The organism is Streptomyces litmocidini (genome assembly GCF_014649755.1).
GTDB lineage: Bacteria > Actinomycetota > Actinomycetes > Streptomycetales > Streptomycetaceae > Streptomyces > Streptomyces litmocidini.
In genome coordinates this window covers 677,507-696,376 of record NZ_BMTQ01000002.1, presented here as the reverse complement: position 1 = coordinate 696,376, position 18,870 = coordinate 677,507, and the positions used below count along the sequence as shown (strand labels likewise).

15 protein-coding genes are annotated in these 18,870 nt (G+C 73.6%); 11 read left to right on the top strand and 4 right to left on the bottom strand.

Annotated elements, in window-relative coordinates; all coding sequences use genetic code 11:
* The first annotated feature begins 33 nt into the window (after positions 1–33).
* The gene (locus IE180_RS06555; RefSeq protein WP_190155766.1) at positions 34–915 is read left to right on the top strand and encodes a DUF3109 family protein; all 882 of its coding nucleotides are present in this window, start codon (positions 34–36) and stop codon (positions 913–915) included.
* A 6-nt stretch (positions 916–921) separates the two neighbouring features.
* Here IE180_RS06555 and IE180_RS06550 read toward each other — a convergent pair whose 3' ends face one another.
* Positions 922–2,697 carry a BACON domain-containing protein gene (locus tag IE180_RS06550; RefSeq protein ID WP_190155765.1) on the bottom strand — a complete coding sequence of 592 codons (1,776 nt, stop codon included), beginning with the start codon at positions 2,695–2,697 and terminating at the stop codon, positions 922–924.
* Positions 2,698–2,870: 173 nt separating this feature from the next.
* Here IE180_RS06550 and radA point away from each other — a divergent pair, with 173 nt between their 5' ends.
* Positions 2,871–4,277: a DNA repair protein RadA gene (gene radA, locus IE180_RS06545; protein ID WP_190155764.1), complete on the top strand. Its 1,407-nt coding sequence runs from the start codon at positions 2,871–2,873 to the stop codon at positions 4,275–4,277.
* Positions 4,278–4,461: 184 nt separating this feature from the next.
* A complete protein-coding gene (gene disA / locus IE180_RS06540; protein ID WP_190155763.1) occupies positions 4,462–5,586 on the top strand; it encodes a DNA integrity scanning diadenylate cyclase DisA in 1,125 nt (374 codons plus the stop codon).
* A gap of 172 nt (positions 5,587–5,758) precedes the next feature.
* On the opposite strand, the gene IE180_RS06535 is transcribed toward disA, so the two are convergent.
* A complete protein-coding gene (locus IE180_RS06535) occupies positions 5,759–6,610 on the bottom strand; it encodes a hypothetical protein (protein WP_190155762.1) in 852 nt (283 codons plus the stop codon).
* A 400-nt stretch (positions 6,611–7,010) separates the two neighbouring features.
* Between IE180_RS06535 and IE180_RS06530 the strand changes: the two genes are divergently transcribed.
* The 6 genes from IE180_RS06530 to cseC all read left to right on the top strand — a co-directional run bounded on the left by IE180_RS06530 (position 7,011) and on the right by cseC (position 12,319).
* Positions 7,011–7,694, top strand: coding sequence for a phosphatase PAP2 family protein (locus IE180_RS06530; RefSeq protein ID WP_190155761.1), 684 nt, complete (start codon positions 7,011–7,013; stop codon positions 7,692–7,694).
* A 33-nt stretch (positions 7,695–7,727) separates the two neighbouring features.
* Positions 7,728–8,654, top strand: a complete 927-nt coding sequence (locus IE180_RS06525; RefSeq protein WP_229860323.1) for an iron-sulfur binding domain-containing protein — start codon at positions 7,728–7,730, stop codon at positions 8,652–8,654.
* A 190-nt stretch (positions 8,655–8,844) separates the two neighbouring features.
* The gene (locus IE180_RS06520) at positions 8,845–9,417 is read left to right on the top strand and encodes a SigE family RNA polymerase sigma factor (RefSeq protein ID WP_190155760.1); all 573 of its coding nucleotides are present in this window, start codon (positions 8,845–8,847) and stop codon (positions 9,415–9,417) included.
* Positions 9,405–10,148 (top strand): hypothetical protein, encoded by a 744-nt coding sequence (locus tag IE180_RS06515; RefSeq protein WP_190155759.1) that lies wholly within the window; start codon positions 9,405–9,407, stop codon positions 10,146–10,148. Before IE180_RS06520 ends, IE180_RS06515 begins: the two co-directional genes overlap by 13 nt.
* A 135-nt stretch (positions 10,149–10,283) precedes the next feature.
* On the top strand, positions 10,284–10,985 hold the full coding sequence (cseB, locus tag IE180_RS06510) for a two-component system response regulator CseB (RefSeq protein WP_190155758.1): 702 nt from the start codon (positions 10,284–10,286) through the stop codon (positions 10,983–10,985).
* A gap of 17 nt (positions 10,986–11,002) precedes the next feature.
* Positions 11,003–12,319, top strand: a complete 1,317-nt coding sequence (cseC, locus tag IE180_RS06505) for a two-component system sensor histidine kinase CseC (RefSeq protein ID WP_190155757.1) — start codon at positions 11,003–11,005, stop codon at positions 12,317–12,319.
* A 65-nt stretch (positions 12,320–12,384) separates the two neighbouring features.
* Here cseC and IE180_RS06500 read toward each other — a convergent pair whose 3' ends face one another.
* The gene (locus tag IE180_RS06500) at positions 12,385–13,971 is read right to left on the bottom strand and encodes an MDR family MFS transporter (RefSeq protein WP_190155756.1); all 1,587 of its coding nucleotides are present in this window, start codon (positions 13,969–13,971) and stop codon (positions 12,385–12,387) included.
* Positions 13,972–14,082: 111 nt separating this feature from the next.
* On the opposite strand from IE180_RS06500, the gene IE180_RS06495 reads away from it, so the two are divergent.
* A complete protein-coding gene (locus IE180_RS06495) occupies positions 14,083–14,637 on the top strand; it encodes a TetR/AcrR family transcriptional regulator (protein ID WP_190155755.1) in 555 nt (184 codons plus the stop codon).
* A gap of 13 nt (positions 14,638–14,650) precedes the next feature.
* Here IE180_RS06495 and IE180_RS06490 read toward each other — a convergent pair whose 3' ends face one another.
* Positions 14,651–15,334, bottom strand: coding sequence for a M23 family metallopeptidase (locus IE180_RS06490; RefSeq protein ID WP_190155754.1), 684 nt, complete (start codon positions 15,332–15,334; stop codon positions 14,651–14,653).
* A 474-nt stretch (positions 15,335–15,808) separates the two neighbouring features.
* On the opposite strand from IE180_RS06490, the gene IE180_RS06485 reads away from it, so the two are divergent.
* Positions 15,809–18,814: an NACHT domain-containing protein gene (locus IE180_RS06485; RefSeq protein ID WP_190155753.1), complete on the top strand. Its 3,006-nt coding sequence runs from the start codon at positions 15,809–15,811 to the stop codon at positions 18,812–18,814.
* Positions 18,815–18,870: the final 56 nt, after the last annotated feature.

The following is an 18,870-nucleotide window of genomic DNA, read 5'->3' as shown; positions in this document are numbered from 1 at the left end:
CGGTACTGCTCCGCCCCGCATACGCTTGGTGTCGTGCCAAAGACGAAGAAGGCGAAGCCGGACAAAGAGAACGACGGCTCGCGCGTGAAGGACGCCAGGAGCGCGCACGCGGCGAAGGCCGTGAAGACCGTCAAGGTCGGGAAGCAGAAGCGGGGCAAGCCCGAGGAGCCCGACGAGAAGGGCCTCGACTTCGCGCGCGCGTGGATCGAGTTTCCCGATCCGACCGACGAGGAGCAGGTCTTCCGCTGCGACCTGACCTGGCTGACCTCGCGCTGGACGTGCATCTTCGGCAACGGCTGCCAGGGCATCCAGGAGGGGCGGCCCGACGACGGCTGCTGCACCCTGGGCGCGCACTTCTCCGACGAGGACGACGAGAAGCGGGTCGCGGAGCACGTGGCCCGGCTGACGCCGGAGCTGTGGCAGTTCCACGAGGTCGGCACGGAGTCGGGCTGGGTGCAGCTCGACGAGGACGGCGACCGGCAGACCCGCCGCTGGGAGGGGTCCTGCATCTTCCAGAACCGGCCCGGTTTCGCGGGTGGCGCGGGCTGCTCGCTGCACATCCTGGCGATGCAGGAGGGCCGGGAGCCGCTGGAGACGAAGCCGGACGTGTGCTGGCAGCTGCCGGTGCGGCGGACGTACGACTGGATCGACCGCCCCGACGACAGCCGGGTGCTCCAGGTGTCGATCGGCGAGTACGACCGGCGCGGCTGGGGGCCGGGCGGCCACGACCTGCACTGGTACTGCACGACGGCGACGTCGGCGCACGTCGGCGCCGAGCCGGTCTACGTCTCGTACCGGCCCGAGCTGGTCGAGATGATGGGCGAGGAGGCGTACGAGGTCCTGGCCGGGCTGTGCGAGGCCCGGCTCGCCTCGCAGCTGCCGCTGGTGGCTCCGCACCCGGCGGACCCCTCCTAGGGAATCCTAGGAGGAGGACGGGGGCGGTTCCTCCGGTGACGACGGGGGTGTGCCCGGGTCCGAGTTCGTGGGCGAGGGTTCCTCGGTCGTCGGGGGCGGGGTGGTCGGCTCCGTCGTGGGTTCCGTGGTGGGCGGCGGGGTGGTGGGCTCGGTCGTGGGCGGTGTCGTCGGCTCCGTCGGGGGCGGGGCGGTCGGCTCCGTCGTGGGCGGGGACGTGGGCGGGGTGGTCGGCCGCGTGGTCGTGACCGGCGGGGGCGTGATCACCCGGCCGGTCGGCGGCTTGGCCGGGCCGCGGCCGTCGATCCTGATCACCGCGCCCGAGGGGTTCACCCCCACGCGCGCGCTCCAGGCGCCGGCGGGCGCGCGGCCGTGGTCGACGCGGACGGCGATCGTGATCTCCTCGCCGGGGCGGAGCGTGCCGGAGGCCCGGCTCACGTACAGCCAGGGGGCGTCCGTCCACAGCGACCAGTCGACGGGCGAGCCGCCGGCGGCGGTGAGGGTGAGCAGGGTGACGTCGCCGTGGCCGGCGGCGGTGACCGTGATCCAGCCGGCGGCGGGTTCGCCGGGCCGGGCGGACCCGGTGGGGGCGCCCGGGCTGACGACCTCGACGGAGACGTCGGGGGCGCGGCTGCCCTGGGTGAAGCTCGGCTCCGGGGTGGTGCGGGCGTTGCCCGCGTTCTCGTAACGGTCGTAGGACCCGCCGTCCGGACCGGTCGGTCCGTCCGCCTCGCGGGCGCTGATCCTGGCCCCGTCGTGGCCGGCGGCGTCCGTGTCCGGGGCGCCGCGGTAGGAGGTCCACAGGGCGAGGACGGGGGCGGCGACCACGGCGGCGACGACCGTGGTGGTCACCGCGCGGGCCCGCATCCGGTCGCGGCGGGCGACGTGGTCCTTCGGGTCCACGGGGAAGCCGGTCGGCGCGAAGCGCGGGGCTCCCGCACGCGCGCGTGGGACGTGCAGCATCGCCATGTACGCGGCGGCCCGGGGCGCCTCGACGAGCGGCAGCCGACCGGCCGGGAGGGCCGTGGCTCCGGGCCAGGGGCCGGTGGCGCCGACGCGCTCGGCGGCGCGGCGGCAGCGGGGGCAGTCGTCGACGTGCCGGACGAGTTCGGCACGCAGGGCGGCCGAGAGGAGCACCCGGTGGTCGCCGGTGAGCCGGGCGACGGTGGGGCAGCTGCCGGTCTCGACGACGGCGAGGGCGGCGCGGGTTCGCTCGACCTCGCAGCCGGCGGAGGCGAGGAGCTCGCGGGCGGCGAGCGGGTCGAGGGAGAGCACGGCGGCGACCTGGCGGTGGTCGAGCCCGTGGCGCACGGCGAGCTCCAGGGCCTCGCGCTGCTCCGGTGTGGTGCCCGCGGCCTCGGGCCAGGCGAGCAGGGCGAGCTCGGCGCGGCGCCGCTCGGCGGTCTCCTCGGAGACCCGGGGCGGTTCGGGGGCGGTGACGGCCGGGCGGCCGGTGTGGGCGCCCTGGCGCTTGCCGCGCTGCTCGCCGAGGCTGCGCAGGCAGGCCCAGCGGGCGAGGGCGTACAGCCAGGCGGTGCGGCCGTCCTCGTCGGAGGGACAGCGGCCGTGGTGGCGCTCGGCGACGGCGAGGACGTCGCCGAGGACGGCGGTGGCCGTGTCGTGGTCGCAGAGCACGGAGAGGCAGTACGTGAAGAGGCCGTCGAGGGCGGCCTCGTAACGGGCGGGGGGACGCCGGCCGAGCGTGCGCGGTCCCCGGTCCGCGGCGCGGTGCGCCCGGTGTGCGCCGGTGGTGCGTGCGGGGGGATCCAGCCTGCTGCTCGTCACTGGGCGACCGTAGGCAGGGCGGAGGGCACTCTTCGTACCGGTCGCTCGATTCTCATTCTTACGGGTGAAGCTATCGCTCGAAAGGGGACAGGAAGCGGGTGTTCCGGTGCCGTGGGGCTCCCCCGGCGGACGGCCGGGTCCCGTTGTCGGTGGCGGCGGATACGGTGGGGCCCATGGCTGCCCGTACGAAAACCGCCAAGGACCGGCCGTCCTACCGCTGCACCGAGTGCGGCTGGCAGACGGCCAAGTGGCTCGGCCGCTGCCCCGAGTGCCAGGCCTGGGGGACGGTCGAGGAGTACGGCGCGCCCGCCGTCCGGACGACCGCCGCCGGCCGCGTCTCCACCGCCGCCCTCCCCATCGGGCAGGTCGACGGCCGGCAGGCGACCGCCCGCTCGACCGGCGTCGACGAGCTGGACCGGGTCCTCGGCGGGGGCCTGGTGCCCGGCGCCGTCGTGCTGCTCGCGGGCGAGCCGGGCGTCGGCAAGTCCACGCTGCTGCTCGACGTGGCGGCCAAGGCGGCGAGCGACGAGCACCGCACGCTGTACGTCACGGGCGAGGAGTCCGCGAGCCAGGTCCGGCTGCGCGCCGACCGGATCAACGCGATCGACGACCATCTGTACCTGGCGGCCGAGACCGACCTGTCGGCCGTCCTCGGACACCTCGACGTGGTGAAGCCCTCCCTGCTGGTCCTGGACTCGGTGCAGACCGTCGCCTCCCCCGAGATCGACGGCGCGCCCGGCGGCATGGCCCAGGTCCGCGAGGTCGCGGGAGCCCTCATCCGGGCCTCCAAGGAGCGCGGGATGTCGACGCTCCTCGTCGGTCACGTCACCAAGGAGGGGGCCATCGCGGGTCCCCGGCTCCTGGAGCACCTGGTCGACGTCGTCCTCAGCTTCGAGGGCGACCGGCACGCGCGCCTGCGCCTGGTCCGGGGCGTGAAGAACCGGTACGGGGCGACCGACGAGGTCGGCTGTTTCGAGCTGCACGACGAGGGCATCACCGGGCTCGCCGACCCCTCCGGGCTCTTCCTGACCCGGCGTGACGTGGCCGTGCCCGGGACGTGCCTGACGGTCACCCTGGAGGGCAAGCGGCCGCTGGTGGCCGAGGTGCAGGCACTGACGGTCGACTCGCAGATCCCGTCGCCGCGGCGGACGACCTCGGGTCTGGAGACCTCCCGGGTCTCGATGATGCTGGCGGTCCTGGAGCAGCGCGGCCGGATCAGCGCGCTGGGCAAGCGGGACATCTACAGCGCGACCGTGGGCGGCGTGAAGCTCACCGAGCCCGCGGCCGACCTGGCGATCGCGCTCGCGCTGGCCTCCGCGGCGAGCGACACCCCGCTCCCGAAGAACCTGGTGGCGATCGGCGAGGTCGGGCTCGCGGGCGAGGTGCGGCGGGTGACGGGCGTGCAGCGGCGGCTCGCCGAGGCGCACCGCCTGGGCTTCACCCACGCGCTGGTGCCGGGGGACCCGGGGAAGGTGCCGGCCGGCATGAGGGTGACGGAGGTGGCGGACGTGGGGGACGCGCTGCGGGTGCTGCCGCGGAGCCGACGGAGCAAGGGCGCGCAGGAGGTGCCGGGCGACTGAGCGGGTCCCGTCCCCGGACCACCGGACCCCGGAGGGGCCGTGTCCACGGGGCCGTGCCACCCTCCCCGGACCCCCTCCGGGGGGACCTCCGCGCCCCGGCACCGCGCACGGCCACAACTCCGCCGGGGCGGTGTCGCTAGACTTTGCCCTGGTCTCGCCCATCCGTACGAGCCGGAGGAGTGCAGTGGCAGCCAAGGACGGGGCAGCAGCTCCTGGAAAGTCCGGCGCGGGCTCCGGCAACGAAGCGCTGATGCGCGCCGCCCTGAGCGCGGTCGCGCCGGGCACCGCGCTGCGCGACGGCCTGGAGCGGATCCTCCGGGGGAGCACGGGCGGTCTCATCGTCCTGGGCCTGGACAAGACGGTCGATTCGATGTGCACCGGCGGTTTCGAGCTGGACGTCGAGTTCACCGCCACGCGCCTGCGCGAGCTGTGCAAGCTCGACGGCGCGCTCGTCCTCGACAAGGACATCACCAAGATCCACCGCGCGGGCGTGCAGCTCGTCCCGGACGCCTCCATCCCCACCGAGGAGACCGGCACCCGCCACCGCACCGCGGACCGGGTCTCCAAGCAGTGCAAGTTCCCGGTCGTCTCCGTCTCGCAGTCGATGCGTCTGATCGCGCTGTACGTGGACGGTGAGCGCCGGGTCCTGGAGGAGTCGGCCGCGATCCTGTCCCGCGCCAACCAGGCGCTCGCGACCCTGGAGCGGTACAAGCTGCGGCTCGACGAGGTGGCCGGGACGCTCTCCGCCCTGGAGATCGAGGACCTGGTCACGGTCCGGGACGTCACCGCGGTCGCGCAGCGCCTGGAGATGGTCCGCCGGATCGCCACCGAGATCGCCGAGTACGTGGTGGAGCTCGGCACCGACGGGCGGCTCCTCTCGCTCCAGCTCGACGAGCTGATCGCGGGTGTGGAGCCGGAGCGCGAGCTGGTGATCAGGGACTACGTTCCGGAGCCGACGGCGAAGCGCTCGCGGACGGTGGCCGAGGCGCTCACCGAGCTGGACGCGCTCACCCACACCGAGCTCCTGGAGCTTCCGGTCGTGGCGCGGGCCCTCGGCTACAGCGGCTCGCCCGAGACCCTCGACTCTGCGGTCTCGCCGCGCGGCTACCGGCTCCTGGCGAAGGTGCCGCGGCTGCCCGGCGCGATCATCGAACGTCTGGTGGAGCACTTCGGCGGGCTGCAGAAGCTGCTCGCGGCGAGCGTGGACGACCTCCAGACCGTCGACGGCGTCGGCGAGGCGCGGGCCCGCAGCGTCCGCGAGGGCCTGTCGCGCCTCGCGGAGTCCTCGATCCTGGAGCGGTACGTCTAGGACGCCCCGCTCGGGGTGCGCGACGCTCGGCGTGCGCGACGCCCCGCTCGGAGTGCGCGACGCTCGGCGTGCGCGACGCTCGGCGTGCGCGACGCTCGGCGTGCGCGACGCTCGGCGTGCGCGACGCTCGGCGTGCGCGACGCTCGGCTCGGCCGGTGCGCACCCGCTCGGCTCAGTCCTTCGCGAGCCGGAACGACGCCGCGAGCACCTTCGCGCCCGGGAACTCCGCCTCCACCAGGTAGGTGCCGGGGCCGGCCTGGCCCGCCGGCGTGGTGGCGCACTGCGAGGCGCTGCGGCGGCGGTCCCACTCCACGGTGTGGGTGACGGTGGCGTGCGCGGAGACGCGCAGCAGGAGCGGGGTGCCGGGGCGCGGGCAGTCGGCGCTGGACCAGACCTCCTGGTCCCGGTCGTCACTGATCGTCAGAACCGCGCGGCGGGGCCCGAAGTCGGCCTTGCAGGTGGTGTTCGAGGTGTTCTTCGCGACGAGCTGGAAGCGGGGCTTCTCCCCCGCCTCGTAGGTGACCTTGGTGGAGCGGAGGGTCAGATCCAGTGCGGTGGCGGGGCAGTTGGGGAGCGGGGAGTCGGCCGGGACCTGCCGGCCCGCGCCGGTGCCCGCGCCTCCGTCGCCGCCGGCTCCGTCGGTGTCGCCGTTCTTGCCGGTGCCCGTGACGCCCGCCGCGCCCTCGGCGCCGGAGGCCGTACCGGCGTCGGCGTCCGCGTCCGCGTCGGAGCCCCCCGCACCGCCGTTGTCGCCTCCGGTCTCGCCGGAGTCCCCCGACTCGTCGCGTCCGCCGGGCTGTTGGCTGATCGCCGGGCCGGTGCCGGAGGGCCCGGGGGTGATCGAAGGAGGGGTCGGCGACGAGCCGTTGGCGGCGTCGTTGGGCTTCTTCCCGCCGCCGTCACCGGAGGTGACGGCCCACACGGCGAGGAGCGCGAGCAGCGCCACCAGGCACGCCGCCACCGCCCTCCGTCGCCAGTAGATGGTGGAGGGAAGCGGCCCGACCGGATTGCGCAAAGATCCCACGACCCGAACCTTACGAGAGATCCGGCCCAACTCCCGCCCCACCCGCCGCCCGAGAGGCCAAGTTTTGCCGATGATCACATCCATCGGTCCGGGGAACTCCTTCCGGAGGCGCGGAGGAACTCTGCCGGGATCTCGTCGGAACCGTGCCGGAGCCTCCCCGGGATCTCGACCGAACCGTGCCGGGATCCCGACGGAAGCCTGCCGGGGCCCTGCGGAAACCCGACGGAACCCTGCCGGGCCCCTCCCGAAACCCGAGGGGAATCCTGCCGGCAGCCCCGGCGGAAACCCGAGGCAAACCGTAGGGAACCGGCGCCCGTCGCGGCCCCCCACTTTCGTCGGGGGTCGTTCTGGCCGATGGCCCGGGGCGCCGAGCTCCGGATTCCGGTTAGCGTCATGCACCATGAAGACCCTTCTCGACCTCTCCGACCGTCTGTATCTCGACGTCGCCGACTTCGCCCACTCCACGCCCCACTGGTTCCAGTGGCTCGCCGAGGTGTGGACGGAGCTCGGGCTGCTGCTCTTCGCCGTGCTGTTCCTCGTCGGCTGGTGGCGTTCCCGGGAGGGGTCGAGCCGGGCGATGGCGCTCGCGCTGCTCGCCCCGGTCGCCACCGGCTTCGGTTACGTGGTGAGCGAGGCCCTGAAGTCGCTGATCGACGAGGAACGCCCGTGCCGCGCGGTCGTCGGCGCGCCCGTCTCGCTCGTCGCCTGCCCGCCGCACGGCGACTGGTCCTTCCCCAGCAACCACTCGGCCATCGCGGGTGCCGCCGCGATCGCCCTCGCCCTGTCCTGGCGCGGGATCGTCTGGCTGACCGTGCCGATGGCCCTGCTCATGGCCTTCTCCCGCGTCTTCGCCGGGGTCCACTACCCGCACGACGTGACCGTCGGCCTGATCGCCGGCGCCCTGATCGCCCTCGTCGTGATGCGGGCGGCGGAGCGGCCCGTGCGGTCGCTGGTGGAGACGGCCCGGTCGAGCCGGAGCTCGGCCGTGGTGTGGTGCGCGGGGCGCGGGACGGACCCGCACGCCACCGCACACACGCCCGCGCACGCCCAGCGTCGCTCCCGCGCGCGCCACGGCGCGTACTGATCCCGTCGGGGACGTGCCAGGATCGGAGGTGCCATGACTTCCATCGACACTCCCCCCACGTCCACGGCCCCCGTCGCCCCGGCGCTCCCCGCCGAGCTGCACGGGCCCGTCCTCGCCTGGTTCGACCGGCACGCCCGCGACCTGCCCTGGCGCCGCCCCGAGGCCGGTGCCTGGGGCGTCATGGTCAGCGAGTTCATGCTCCAGCAGACCCCGGTGGTCCGGGTCCTGCCGGTGTACGAGCAGTGGCTGGCGCGCTGGCCGCGCCCGGCCGACCTGGCCGCCGAGGCCCCCGGCGAGGCGGTCCGCGCCTGGGGCCGGCTCGGCTACCCGCGCCGGGCGCTGCGGCTGCACGCCGCGGCCGTCGCCATAACGGAACGGCACCACGGCGACGTGCCCCGCGACCACGGGCAGCTGCTCGCGCTGCCCGGGATCGGCGAGTACACGGCGGCGGCGGTGGCCTCCTTCGCGTACGGGCAGCGGCACCCGGTCCTGGACACCAACGTGCGCCGGGTCTTCGCGCGGGCGGCGACCGGCGTCCAGTACCCGCCGAACGCGACCACGGCCGCCGAGCGGCGGCTCGCCCGGGCGCTGCTGCCGGACGACGAGGCGACGGCCGCCCGCTGGGCGGCCGCCTCCATGGAGCTGGGCGCCCTGGTGTGCACGGCGAAGAACGAGGACTGCGGGCGCTGCCCGATCGCCGAGCGGTGCGCCTGGCGGCTCTCGGGGAAGCCGGCTCACGACGGTCCGCCGCGGCGCGGTCAGACGTACGCCGGGACCGACCGGCAGGTGCGCGGCCGGCTCCTCGCGGTGCTGCGGGACTCGGCGGAGCCGGTGACGCAGGCGGCCCTGGACGCGGTCTGGGACGAGCCGGTGCAGCGGGGCAGGGCCTTGGACGGCCTGGTCGCGGACGGTCTCGTGGAACCGCTGGAGGGCGACCGCTACCGGCTCCCGCTGTCCTGAGGCCGCCCGTCCGGCCCGTTCGAGGCCCCGCTCCCCCGGAGCGGGGCCTCAAACCTCTTCCGCCCCCGTTGTTACACAACCGATGGGTAGCCGTGCGTCGACCGACGGCTGCCCCGCACAGCCCCGTGACAACCGCTCCGTAGCGTCGTCCACGACACGAGGACGGGCCACGGGGATGGAGGCGGTTGGGATGCGGCAGGGCGAGGTGCTCGACTTCGAGGAGTACGTACGCACGCGGCAGGACGCGCTGCTGCGCAGTGCCCGCCGGCTCGTCGCCGACCCCGTCGACGCCCAGGACCTGCTCCAGACGGCGCTGGCCCGTACGTACGGCCGCTGGGACGGCATCGCCGACAAGTCCCTCGCCGACGCCTACCTGCGCCGGGTGATGATCAACACCCGGACCGAGTGGTGGCGCTCCCGCAAGCTGGAGGAGGTGCCGACCGAGCAGCTGCCGGACGCGAGCGTCGAGGACCCGACCGAGCAGCACGCCGACCGCGCGCTCCTCATGGACGTCCTGAAGGTGCTCGCGCCGAAGCAGCGCAGCGTCGTCGTCCTGCGTCACTGGGAGCAGATGAGCACGGAGGAGACGGCGGCGGCGCTCGGCATGTCGACGGGTACGGTGAAGTCGACGCTCCACCGCGCGCTCGCCCGGCTCCGCCAGGAGCTGGAGAGCCGTGACCTCGACGCCCGGGCCCTGGGGCGGACCGGGGAGCGGACGACCGTACGAGGCGACGAGGGGGGGCGGGAGCGGTGCGCGGCCTAGACGGCGGACCCGACGGCAGACCACACGGAGACCACCCCGGCGCGGGCGGCGACGACCGGTGCCCCACCGGGCGCCGCCGCCCCCGCCGTGCCGTCAGGGCGGCGGGCGTCACGGCGACGGCCGGGCTCGTCGCCGTCGGGCTGTCCCTGGCCGCCTGCTCCACCGGCGGCACCGGCTCCCGTGACGAGGGCGCGGCCCGCACCGACGAGATCGCCGCCGCGGCGCCCACCCCTTCCGCCTCCGGCTCCTCCGGCCTGCGGTACGCCGAGCGGGTGGACCCGATCGCGCTCCTGAAGGCCGACCCGAAGATCGGCGAGCGGCTGAAGGGCGATCTGAAGCCGTGCGTCGCGGACGCGTACCCCGTGGACGCCTCCTACGGCGACCTCACGAACGCCTCCGCCCCCGACGTCGTCGTCAACGTGATGACCTGCGGCGACGCCGTCGGCATCGGCACGTACGTCTACCGCAAGCAGAGCGACCGGTACGAGAACGTGTTCATGGCCGAGGACGCGGCGGTCTACGCCACGATCGACCGGGGCGACCTCGTCGTCACCAAGCAGGTGTACGCGAAGGGCGACCCGGTGGCGTACCCCTCGGGCGAGGACGTGATCACCTACCGCTGGTCGGGAAACAGGTTCACCCAGCACGACTGGGTGCACAACGACTACAGCAGGGCCGTCGGCGACGGCGACGTCACGGAGCCCGCGCCGAGCGCGTCCCCCGCCGACTGAACCGCGGACCGGACCGCGGACCGCCCGGGCCGCCCCCGGCCCCCGCGGACCGCCCGCACCCCTGCTGATCGCCCCGGACCCCCGCTGCCCCCCCGCTGACCGAGAGAACGCGCAGACCCCCGAAGGACACGCACGATGGCCGAGACCCATGTCCTGTTCGTCGAGGACGACGACGTCATCCGTGAGGCCACCCAGCTCGCCCTGGAGCGGGACGGCTTCCGGGTGACCGCCATGCCCGACGGGCTCTCCGGCCTGGACGCCTTCCGGGCGCAGCGGCCCGACATCGCGCTCCTCGACGTGATGCTGCCGGGGATGGACGGGGTCAGCCTCTGCCGCCGCATCCGCGACGAGTCGACCGTGCCCGTGATCATGCTCTCGGCGCGCGCCGACTCGATCGACGTCGTGCTCGGCCTGGAGGCGGGCGCCGACGACTACGTGACCAAGCCCTTCGACGGCTCGGTGCTCATGGCCCGCATCCGGGCCGTGCTGCGCCGCTTCGGGCACGCGGGCGGCGCCGGGGCGGGCGAGCGGGAGGACGCGCCGGACGGCGGCGGGCTCCTCGTCTTCGGCGACCTGGAGGTCGACACCGAGGGCATGGAGGTCCGCAAGGGCGGGGCGCCGGTGGCGCTGACCCCGACCGAGATGCGGCTGCTCCTGGAGTTCTCGTCGGCGCCGGGCACGGTGCTGTCCCGGGACAAGCTCCTGGAACGGGTCTGGGACTACGGCTGGGGCGGTGACACCCGGGTCGTGGACGTCCACGTGCAGCGGCTGCGCGCCAAGATCGGCCAGGACCGGATCGAGACCGTGCGCGGCTTCGGCTACAAGCTCAAGGGCTAGGGCCCGTACTCGTGCGTGTGAAGCTGCTGCCCCTGCGCACCGGGGTCCGCTGGAAGATCGCCGTCGCCATCGCGGCGGTCGGCGCCCTCATCGCGGTCACCCTGAGCATCGTCGTGCACAACGCCGCCCGCATCTCGATGCTCGACAACGCGCGCGAGGTGCAGATGGAGCGGCTGCTCTTCGCCCAGCGGATGTACGAGACGTCGAAGCCGAAGGAGCCCCGCTTCGGCACCAAGATCAACGACCCGGCGCTGCCGGACCAGCTGGACCAGCTGATGCGGGACAAGCGGCGCGGGACGTACGTGCAGGAGCACCGGCACGGCGGGCCGCCGGACGTGTGGGCGGCCGTGCCGCTCGCCAACGGCGACGTGCTGTCGCTGCACATCCCCTTCGCCGACCGCAGCGCGACGATCATGAACGATCTGGACCGGGCCCTCGTGATCGGCTCGGTGTCGGTGGTCTTCGGCGGCTGCGCGCTCGGCGTGCTCATCGGCGGCGGGCTCTCGCGGCGGCTGCGGAAGGCCGCCGTGGCGGCCGGCCGGGTGGCCCAGGGGAACACGGACGTACGGGTGCGGGACGCGGTCGGCGGAGTCGTACGGGACGAGACCGACGACCTGGCCTGGGCCGTCGACGCCCTGACCGACGCCCTGAACGAGCGGATCGAGGCGGAGCGCCGGGTCACCGCCGACATCGCGCACGAGCTGCGCACCCCCGTCACCGGGCTGCTCACGGCGGCCGAGCTGCTGCCGCCCGGGCGGCCGACCGAGCTCGTACGGGACCGGGCGCAGGCCATGCGGACGCTGGTCGAGGACGTCCTGGAGGTGGCCCGGCTCGACAGCGCGTCGGAGCGGGCCGAGCTCCAGGAGATCGCGCTCGGGGAGTTCGTGGAGCGGCGGGTGCGTGCCCTGGATCCGGAGGTCGTCGTCCGGGTCGTGCACGAGTCCTGGGTGAACACCGACCCGCGCCGCCTGGAGCGGGTCCTGGGCAATCTCCTGGCCAACGCGGCCAGGCACGGCAAGCCGCCGGTGGAGGTCACCGTCGAGGGCCGGGTGGTCCGGGTCCGCGACCACGGTCCGGGTTTCCCCGAGGCGCTCCTGAAGGAGGGTCCGAGCCGGTTCCGCACGGGGGCGAGCGACCGCGCGGGCCAGGGCCACGGTCTGGGCCTGACGATCGCGGCGGGGCAGGCCCGGGTCCTCGGCGCCCGGCTGACCTTCCGGAACGTGGCCGCGGAGGGGACCGCGGAGGGGGTGGGCGGCGCCATCGCGGTGCTGTGGCTGCCGGACCACGCGCCGACGAACACGGGCAGCTTCCCGGTGCTGCGACTGGCGGAGTAGGGGTACGGCGGAGGGGCCGGGTCCACGACGTGGACCCGGCCCCTCCGCCGTGCTTCCCGCCGGCCTCAGACCGTCTCGGCGACCTTGGGCGCGTCGTCGCCGGACTCCGCCTTCGGCGCCGCGGCCGGTCCGGCGCCGCGGAGCGCCACCTCCTTGACGAAGAAGGCGAGGACGAAGCCGAGGACGGCGACGGCCGAGCCGACGAGGAAGGCGCCGTGCGTGCCGGACGCGACCGCGTGCTGGTAGGCCTCGCGGAGCGCGGCCGGCAGCTTGGCGAGGCTCGCCGCGTCGAGCTGGGCGGTCCGCTCGGTGAACCCGCCGCCGCCGCGGGAGGCCATCTCGTCCTGGACGCGGCTGGTGAAGAGCGCGCCCATGATCGCGACGCCGAAGGAGGAGCCGAGCGTCCGGAAGAGGGTGGTGGAGGAGGAGGCGACTCCCATGTCCTTCATCTCCACGCTGTTCTGGGCGACCAGCATGGTGATCTGCATGAGGAAGCCCATGCCGGCGCCGAGGACGGCCATCCAGATCCCGGAGACGAGGCGCGAGGTGCCGGTGTCCATGGTGGAGAGCAGGAAGAGGCCGGCCACCATGAGCGCGCCGCCGACGATCGGGAAGACCTTGTACTTGCCGGTGCTGGTGGTGAAGCGGCCGACGAGCAGCGAGACGACCATCATCGACAGCAGCATCGGCAGGAGCAGCAGGCCGGAGTTGGTGGCCGAGGCGCCCTGGACGGCCTGCTGGAAGATCGGCAGGTAGAGGACCGCGCCGAACATCACGAAGCCGGTGATGAAGCCGATCAGGGACATCAGGGTGAAGTTGCGGCTGCGGAAGATGTGCAGCGGCATGATCGGGTCGCTCGCGCGGGTCTCGACGAAGAGGAACGCGGCGAGGGCGGCGGCGCCGCCGATCGCGAGGCCGACGATGGTGGCCGAGCCCCAGGCGTACTCCGTGCCGCCCCAGGTGGTGACGAGGACGATCGCGGTGATGCCGGCGGTCAGCAGCGCGGCGCCGAGGAAGTCGATCCGGGTGCCCGTGGCGCGCTGCTTCTTCGGCAGGTGCAGGACGGTGGTGAGCATGGCCAGGGCGACGACGCCGAGCGGCAGGTTGATGTAGAAGGACCAGCGCCAGCCCCAGTGGTCGGTGATGGTGCCGCCGACGAGGGGGCCGCCGATCATGGCGAGGGCCATGATTCCGGCCATCATGCCCTGGTACTTGCCCCGCTCGCGGGGCGGGATCAGGTCGCCGATGATCGCCATGACGCCGACCATGAGGCCGCCGGCGCCGAGGCCCTGGATGGCGCGGAAGCCGATGAGCTGGCCCATGTCCTGGGCCATGCCGCTGAGCGCCGATCCGATCAGGAAGATCACGATCGAGGTGAGGAAGACGCCCTTGCGGCCGAACATGTCGCCGAACTTGCCCCACAGGGGGGTGGAGGCGGCGGTGGCCAGGGTGTAGGCCGTGACGACCCAGGAGAGGTGCTCCAGGCCGCCGAGCTCACCGACGATCGTCGGCATCGCGGTGCCGATGATCATGTTGTCCAGCATCGCGAGCAGCATCGCGATCATGAGGGCGAGGAGGACGACGCGTACGCTGCGCGGCTGCGGCCCCGCGGCTTCCCCCTGTGCTGTCCTGTCGTTCTGTGTCGTCGCCATGTCGGTCCCCGTCGCTCCCTTACTTGCCGCCCGGCTAGTTACTACACTGAGGAAGGTAGGCCGGTAACTAGCCGGGCGTCAAGTAAGTTTTCTGGAAAGCGGAGACCCGTCATGGCCCGAGGCAACACCCGCCAGCGCATCCAGGACGTGGCTCTCGAACTCTTCGCCGAGCAGGGGTACGAGAAGACCTCGCTGCGCGAGATCGCGGAGCGGCTCGACGTCACCAAGGCCGCGCTCTACTACCACTTCAAGACCAAGGAAGACATCATCATCGGGATCTTCCAGGACCTGGCGCGGCCCATCGACGAGCTGGTCGCCTGGGCCGGCGAGCAGCCGCGCACCCTGGAGACCAAGCAGGAGATCCTGCGCCGCTACCAGAAGGCCCTGCGCGCCGCGACCCCGCTCTTCCGCTTCATGCACGAGAACCAGGCGACCGTCCGCGACCTGAGCATCGGGCTCACCTTCAAGGAGCGCTTCCTCTCGCTCAACCAGTTCATCCAGGAGCCCGAGTCCCCGATGAAGAACAAGGTCCGCGCCGTGAGCGCGATCTTCGCGCTGCACGCCGGGACCTTCTTCATGGAGAACGTCGAGGGCGACCCCGAGGAGAAGCAGGAAGCCGTCCTCGAGGTCGCCCTCGATCTGATCGAGCAGGCCCAGGGGGCCTGAGCGACCGGGTGCGTCAGACGCCGACGCCGTGGGCCCGCAGGAAGGCCATCGGGTTGACGGCGGAGCCGTAGTTCGGGGTCGTGCGGATCTCGAAGTGCAGGTGGGGGCCGGAGGAGTTGCCGGTGTTGCCCGAGAGGGCGATCCGCTGACCGGCGCCGACCTTCTGGCCGATGGAGACCTTGATCTTCGACAGGTGGGCGTACTGCGAGTACGTGCCGTTGCCGTGCTTGATGACGATCGCGTTGCCGTACGCGGGGCCGTCGCCGCCGCCGTACGGGCCGGCCTTCACGACGGTGCCGGCGGCAGCGGCGTGGACCGGGGTGCCGATCGGGACGGCGAAGTCCTGACCGGAGTGCTTGTGGGCCCACATGGCACCGCCCTGGTTGAAGCTGGCGCTGAGGGCGTACGAGGCGACCGGCTTGACCCAGGCCGGGGCGGCCTTCTTGACGGCCTTCACGGGCGTGGCCTTCACGGCGGCGGCCTTGGCGACGGCCGCCTTCACCTGGGCGGCGGCGTGCGCCTGGGCGTCGGCCTGGGCGGCGACGGCGGCGGACGCGGTCAGCGCGGCCGGGGCGGTGGCCTTGCCCTCGGCGGCGAAGGCGGACCCTGCTCCGGCCACCAGCGACGCTCCCAGACCCGCGGTGGCGAGAGCAACGGCGGCGATACGGGCGGCGGGGTTCATGACGCGCTTCGACATACGGGGGAAAACCTCCGGGACGTACGGGACCCGACGCGGAAGGCGCTCCACGCCGGGCTTGCTCATCCTTGGTAACCCGAGCCCCAGCTCATCCCAAAACACCCCATCTACGACATCGCGTCGTAGCGATCTCCGGAGGAATACGGCCCTTGACAGCCCGGAGACCGAGCCGCGAAATCGGACAAAACAACCTCGCGAATCCGGTTTATCCGCATGTCGAGCCCGCCCCGAACCGCCCAGAACGCGGCGCACGGCCCGGTTCGGCCCCGCCGGGGCCGAAACCCCGAAGGTTGATCCCTGAACGTCCCGTTTCGCCACCGATGTAAGCCACTATCCCGCTTAGTACCCTCCCCGACCCCTGTGCGCCTTGTCACCAGCGCCCGGCCCCGAATGGGACCTGGGTCACGCGACCGAGCCCGTCGGAAGCCCGTCCCGCACTACGCTGATCACTTCGGGACCCACGGGGGGACACACATGGAACCGGCACTCATCGGCACGCGCCTCGCCTCGGCCGCGATCAGCCCGCTCCTGAGGAAACTGCTGGTCAGCGACGGCCCGGGGGCGGGCCTCACCGGCTCTTCGAAGATCCGGCTCTCCTCCCTGGTCTCCTTCCGGGGCGAGAAGCGCACGCTCACGGAGAAGGACGTCCACAAGCTCGCCGCCACCCTCGTCGGACGCTCGACGGGCGGCCCCGGCGAAGCCCCCTTCCCCGCCGACGAGACCGGGGCCGTCACCGACACCCTCACGCGGACCCTCCTCGCCCTCGGCGACCTCGACATGGACGACGTCCAGGCCGTCCGCCTCGGCCACCGCGACCTCGCCCGCCGGCTGCGGGCGGCGGCCCCGGCCCCCGACGGCCTCTCCACCGACTCGGTCCTCTACCTGGAGTCGATGACCGAGTGGGCCTGCCTGCACCTCCTGGAGTTCTTCACCCAGCGCTCCACGTTCATCGCCCGCAGCCTGGTGGAACAGACCCGGTCCCAGGCCGAACTCCTCGCGAAGGTCGACGAGGTCGTCCGCCGGACGCCCAGGACGGACTCGCGGGACGCGGAGTTCGAGCGCCGGTACCTGGACCACCTCGCCGAGAAGCACGGCCGCCTCACGATCCACGGCATCGACCTGCACCACTCCCCGGACCGGTGGCCGCTGGACCTCGCCTACCTGTCCCTGGAGGCGACGGGCGAGGCCTCCGGGACCGTCCTCCTGGACGAGGCGGGAAACCGCCTCCCGCACCAGCCGGAACAGGCCGTCCGCGCCGACCTCGCCCTCGCCCGGCACGACAGGGTCCTGCTGCGCGGCCTGGCCGGCTCCGGCAAGACGACCCTCGTCCAGTGGCTGACGGTCTCGGCCGCGACCGGGGGGCGCCCGGACGGCATGACGTACCTCCAGGGCCGCGTCCCCTTCGTCCTCCCCCTGCGCGCCCTGACCCGCCACGGCGAGCGGCTCCCCGCCCCCGACCGCTTCCTCCCGGCCGCCGGCTGCCCCCTCACCCCGCCCGACGGCTGGGCCGACCGGGTCCTCGCCGCCGGCCGCGCCGTCGTCCTCGTCGACGGCATCGACGAGGTCCCGGAGGCCGAACGGAGCCGGGCCCGCGACTGGCTCCGCGACCTCCTCTCCGCATACGGGGGCAACCGCTGGCTCGTCACCTCGCGCCCCACGGCCGTGCGCGACGACTGGCTCGCCGGCGACGGCTTCACCGAGCTGACCCTCTCCCCCATGACCCGCGCCGAGGTCACCACCTTCGTACGCCGCTGGCACCGGGCCGCCGGGCCGGAGGCGAAGCCGTACGAGCAGCCGCTCCTCGACGCCCTCCGCACCACCGAGCACATCGGCCGGCTCGCCACCAACCCCCTGATGTGCGGTCTCATCTGCGCCCTCCACCGCGACCGGCGCGGCTTCCTGCCCCGCGGCCGCAAGGCGCTCTACGAGGCCGCCCTGTCGATGCTCCTCGCCCGCCGCGACCGCGAGCGGGACATGGGCGCCCCGTCGGGCATCGCCCTCGACGAGGCGCCCCAGATCCAGCTGATCCAGCGCCTCGCGTACTGGCTGACGCTCAACGGCCGCACCCAGCTGGACCGGGCCCACGCGGAGTCCCTCGTACGGGAGGCGGTCCCGGCGGTCCAGGAAGCCGCGCAGCATCCGCCGGATGCGGTCTTCACCCACCTCCTCCACCGCAGCGGCCTCCTGCGCGAGCCGACGGAGGACACTGTCGACTTCGTCCACCGCACCTTCCAGGACCACCTGGCCGCGAAGGCCCTGGTGGACCACTGGGACATCGGCGTCCTGGTCCGCCACGCCGCCGACGACCAGTGGGAGGACGTCATCCGCATGGCGGTGGGGCACGCGCGGCCGCGGGAGTGCGCGGAGATCCTGCGGGAGCTGCTGGCAGCGGCGGACGCGGCGGAGGACCGCCGGACCCGGCTCCGCCTGGTGATGCTGGCGGCCACGGCCCTGGACCACGCGACGGAGGTCCCACCGGAGGTACGGGAGCGGGTCCTGGAGCGTACGGGGGAGGTCGTCCCGCCCCGCACGGTCGCCGAGGCCAAGCTGCTGGCCTCGGCGGGAAGCATGCTCCTGGACCTGTTGCCCGGCCCGGACGGCCTCGACGCCGACGCGGCCCACCTGGCGGTCGTCGCGGCCTCCCACGTCCAGAACGACGCCGCGCTCCTCTACCTGTCCCGGTTCGTCTCCCACCCCTCGGTCGCCGTCCGCTCCCAGATGATCTGGGCCTGGCACCGGTACGAGACCCGCTCCTACGCCGAGGAGATCGTGGCGCGGCTCGACCCCACGGGCCTCTACTACACCGTCCAGGACGACCCCCAGGCCCACGAGCTGATCCGGCTCGGTCTGCGCCCCCGGCGGCTGCAGATCCACCACCGCGTGACCGCCGCGACGAGGGCCTCGCTCCTCGGACACGGTGAACCGCGACGTCTCACCCTGGAGGTGTTCGACCGCCTGCCGGACCTCACCCCCCTGACCGGCCTGACGCGGCTGAACAGGCTCTCGCTCAGCCTGTCCCCGAGCGCCGACTGGACGTCCGCCGACCTGCCGGCAGCGGCGCCGCTCCGTCAGCTCTCGATCAGCGCCCTCCCCCAGGACGGTCTCGACGCGTTGTCCCGGCTCCCGGAGCTGCGCGAGCTGCACCTGTGGGAGGCGCAGCCCCTCTCCTCCGAGCGCTGGCGGCAGCTCGCCGGGCTGACGGGCGTCGACGTCCTCGCGGTCCGGGGGCCGGACCTCGCCGACTGCCCCGCCGGAACCGTCCTCCCGGGAGTCACCTCGCTCCACCTCGCCGCCCAGGTCGACGCCCCGGCCCTCCGGCGGGTGGTGGAGGTCTTCCCGTCGGTCCGGCACCTCTACCTCGCCCCCGGCAGCCACGACCTCGCCCCGCTCGCCGAACTCGGCGGCCTGCTGACGGTGCGGGCGACCGGACTCGTCACCGGCGCCGAACGGCTCGCCCTCCGCGTCGTGGTCTCGGACTGAACGCACGAAGGGGCGGCCCCGGAACCATCGGGTTCCGGGGCCGCCCCTTACCGCTC

Bases quoted from the DNA above. Each gene is read 5' to 3' on its own strand.
- radA (WP_190155764.1), top strand. From the start codon at position 2,871: ATGGCTGCCCGTACGAAAACCGCCAAGGACCGGCCGTCCTACCGCTGC.
- IE180_RS06530 (WP_190155761.1), top strand. From the start codon at position 7,011: ATGAAGACCCTTCTCGACCTCTCCGACCGTCTGTATCTCGACGTCGCC.
- IE180_RS06525 (WP_229860323.1), top strand. From the start codon at position 7,728: ATGACTTCCATCGACACTCCCCCCACGTCCACGGCCCCCGTCGCCCCG.
- IE180_RS06520 (WP_190155760.1), top strand. From the start codon at position 8,845: ATGCGGCAGGGCGAGGTGCTCGACTTCGAGGAGTACGTACGCACGCGG.
- cseB (WP_190155758.1), top strand. From the start codon at position 10,284: ATGGCCGAGACCCATGTCCTGTTCGTCGAGGACGACGACGTCATCCGT.
- IE180_RS06500 (WP_190155756.1), bottom strand. From the start codon at position 13,971: ATGGCGACGACACAGAACGACAGGACAGCACAGGGGGAAGCCGCGGGG.
- IE180_RS06495 (WP_190155755.1), top strand. From the start codon at position 14,083: ATGGCCCGAGGCAACACCCGCCAGCGCATCCAGGACGTGGCTCTCGAA.
- IE180_RS06490 (WP_190155754.1), bottom strand. From the start codon at position 15,334: ATGTCGAAGCGCGTCATGAACCCCGCCGCCCGTATCGCCGCCGTTGCT.
- IE180_RS06485 (WP_190155753.1), top strand. From the start codon at position 15,809: ATGGAACCGGCACTCATCGGCACGCGCCTCGCCTCGGCCGCGATCAGC.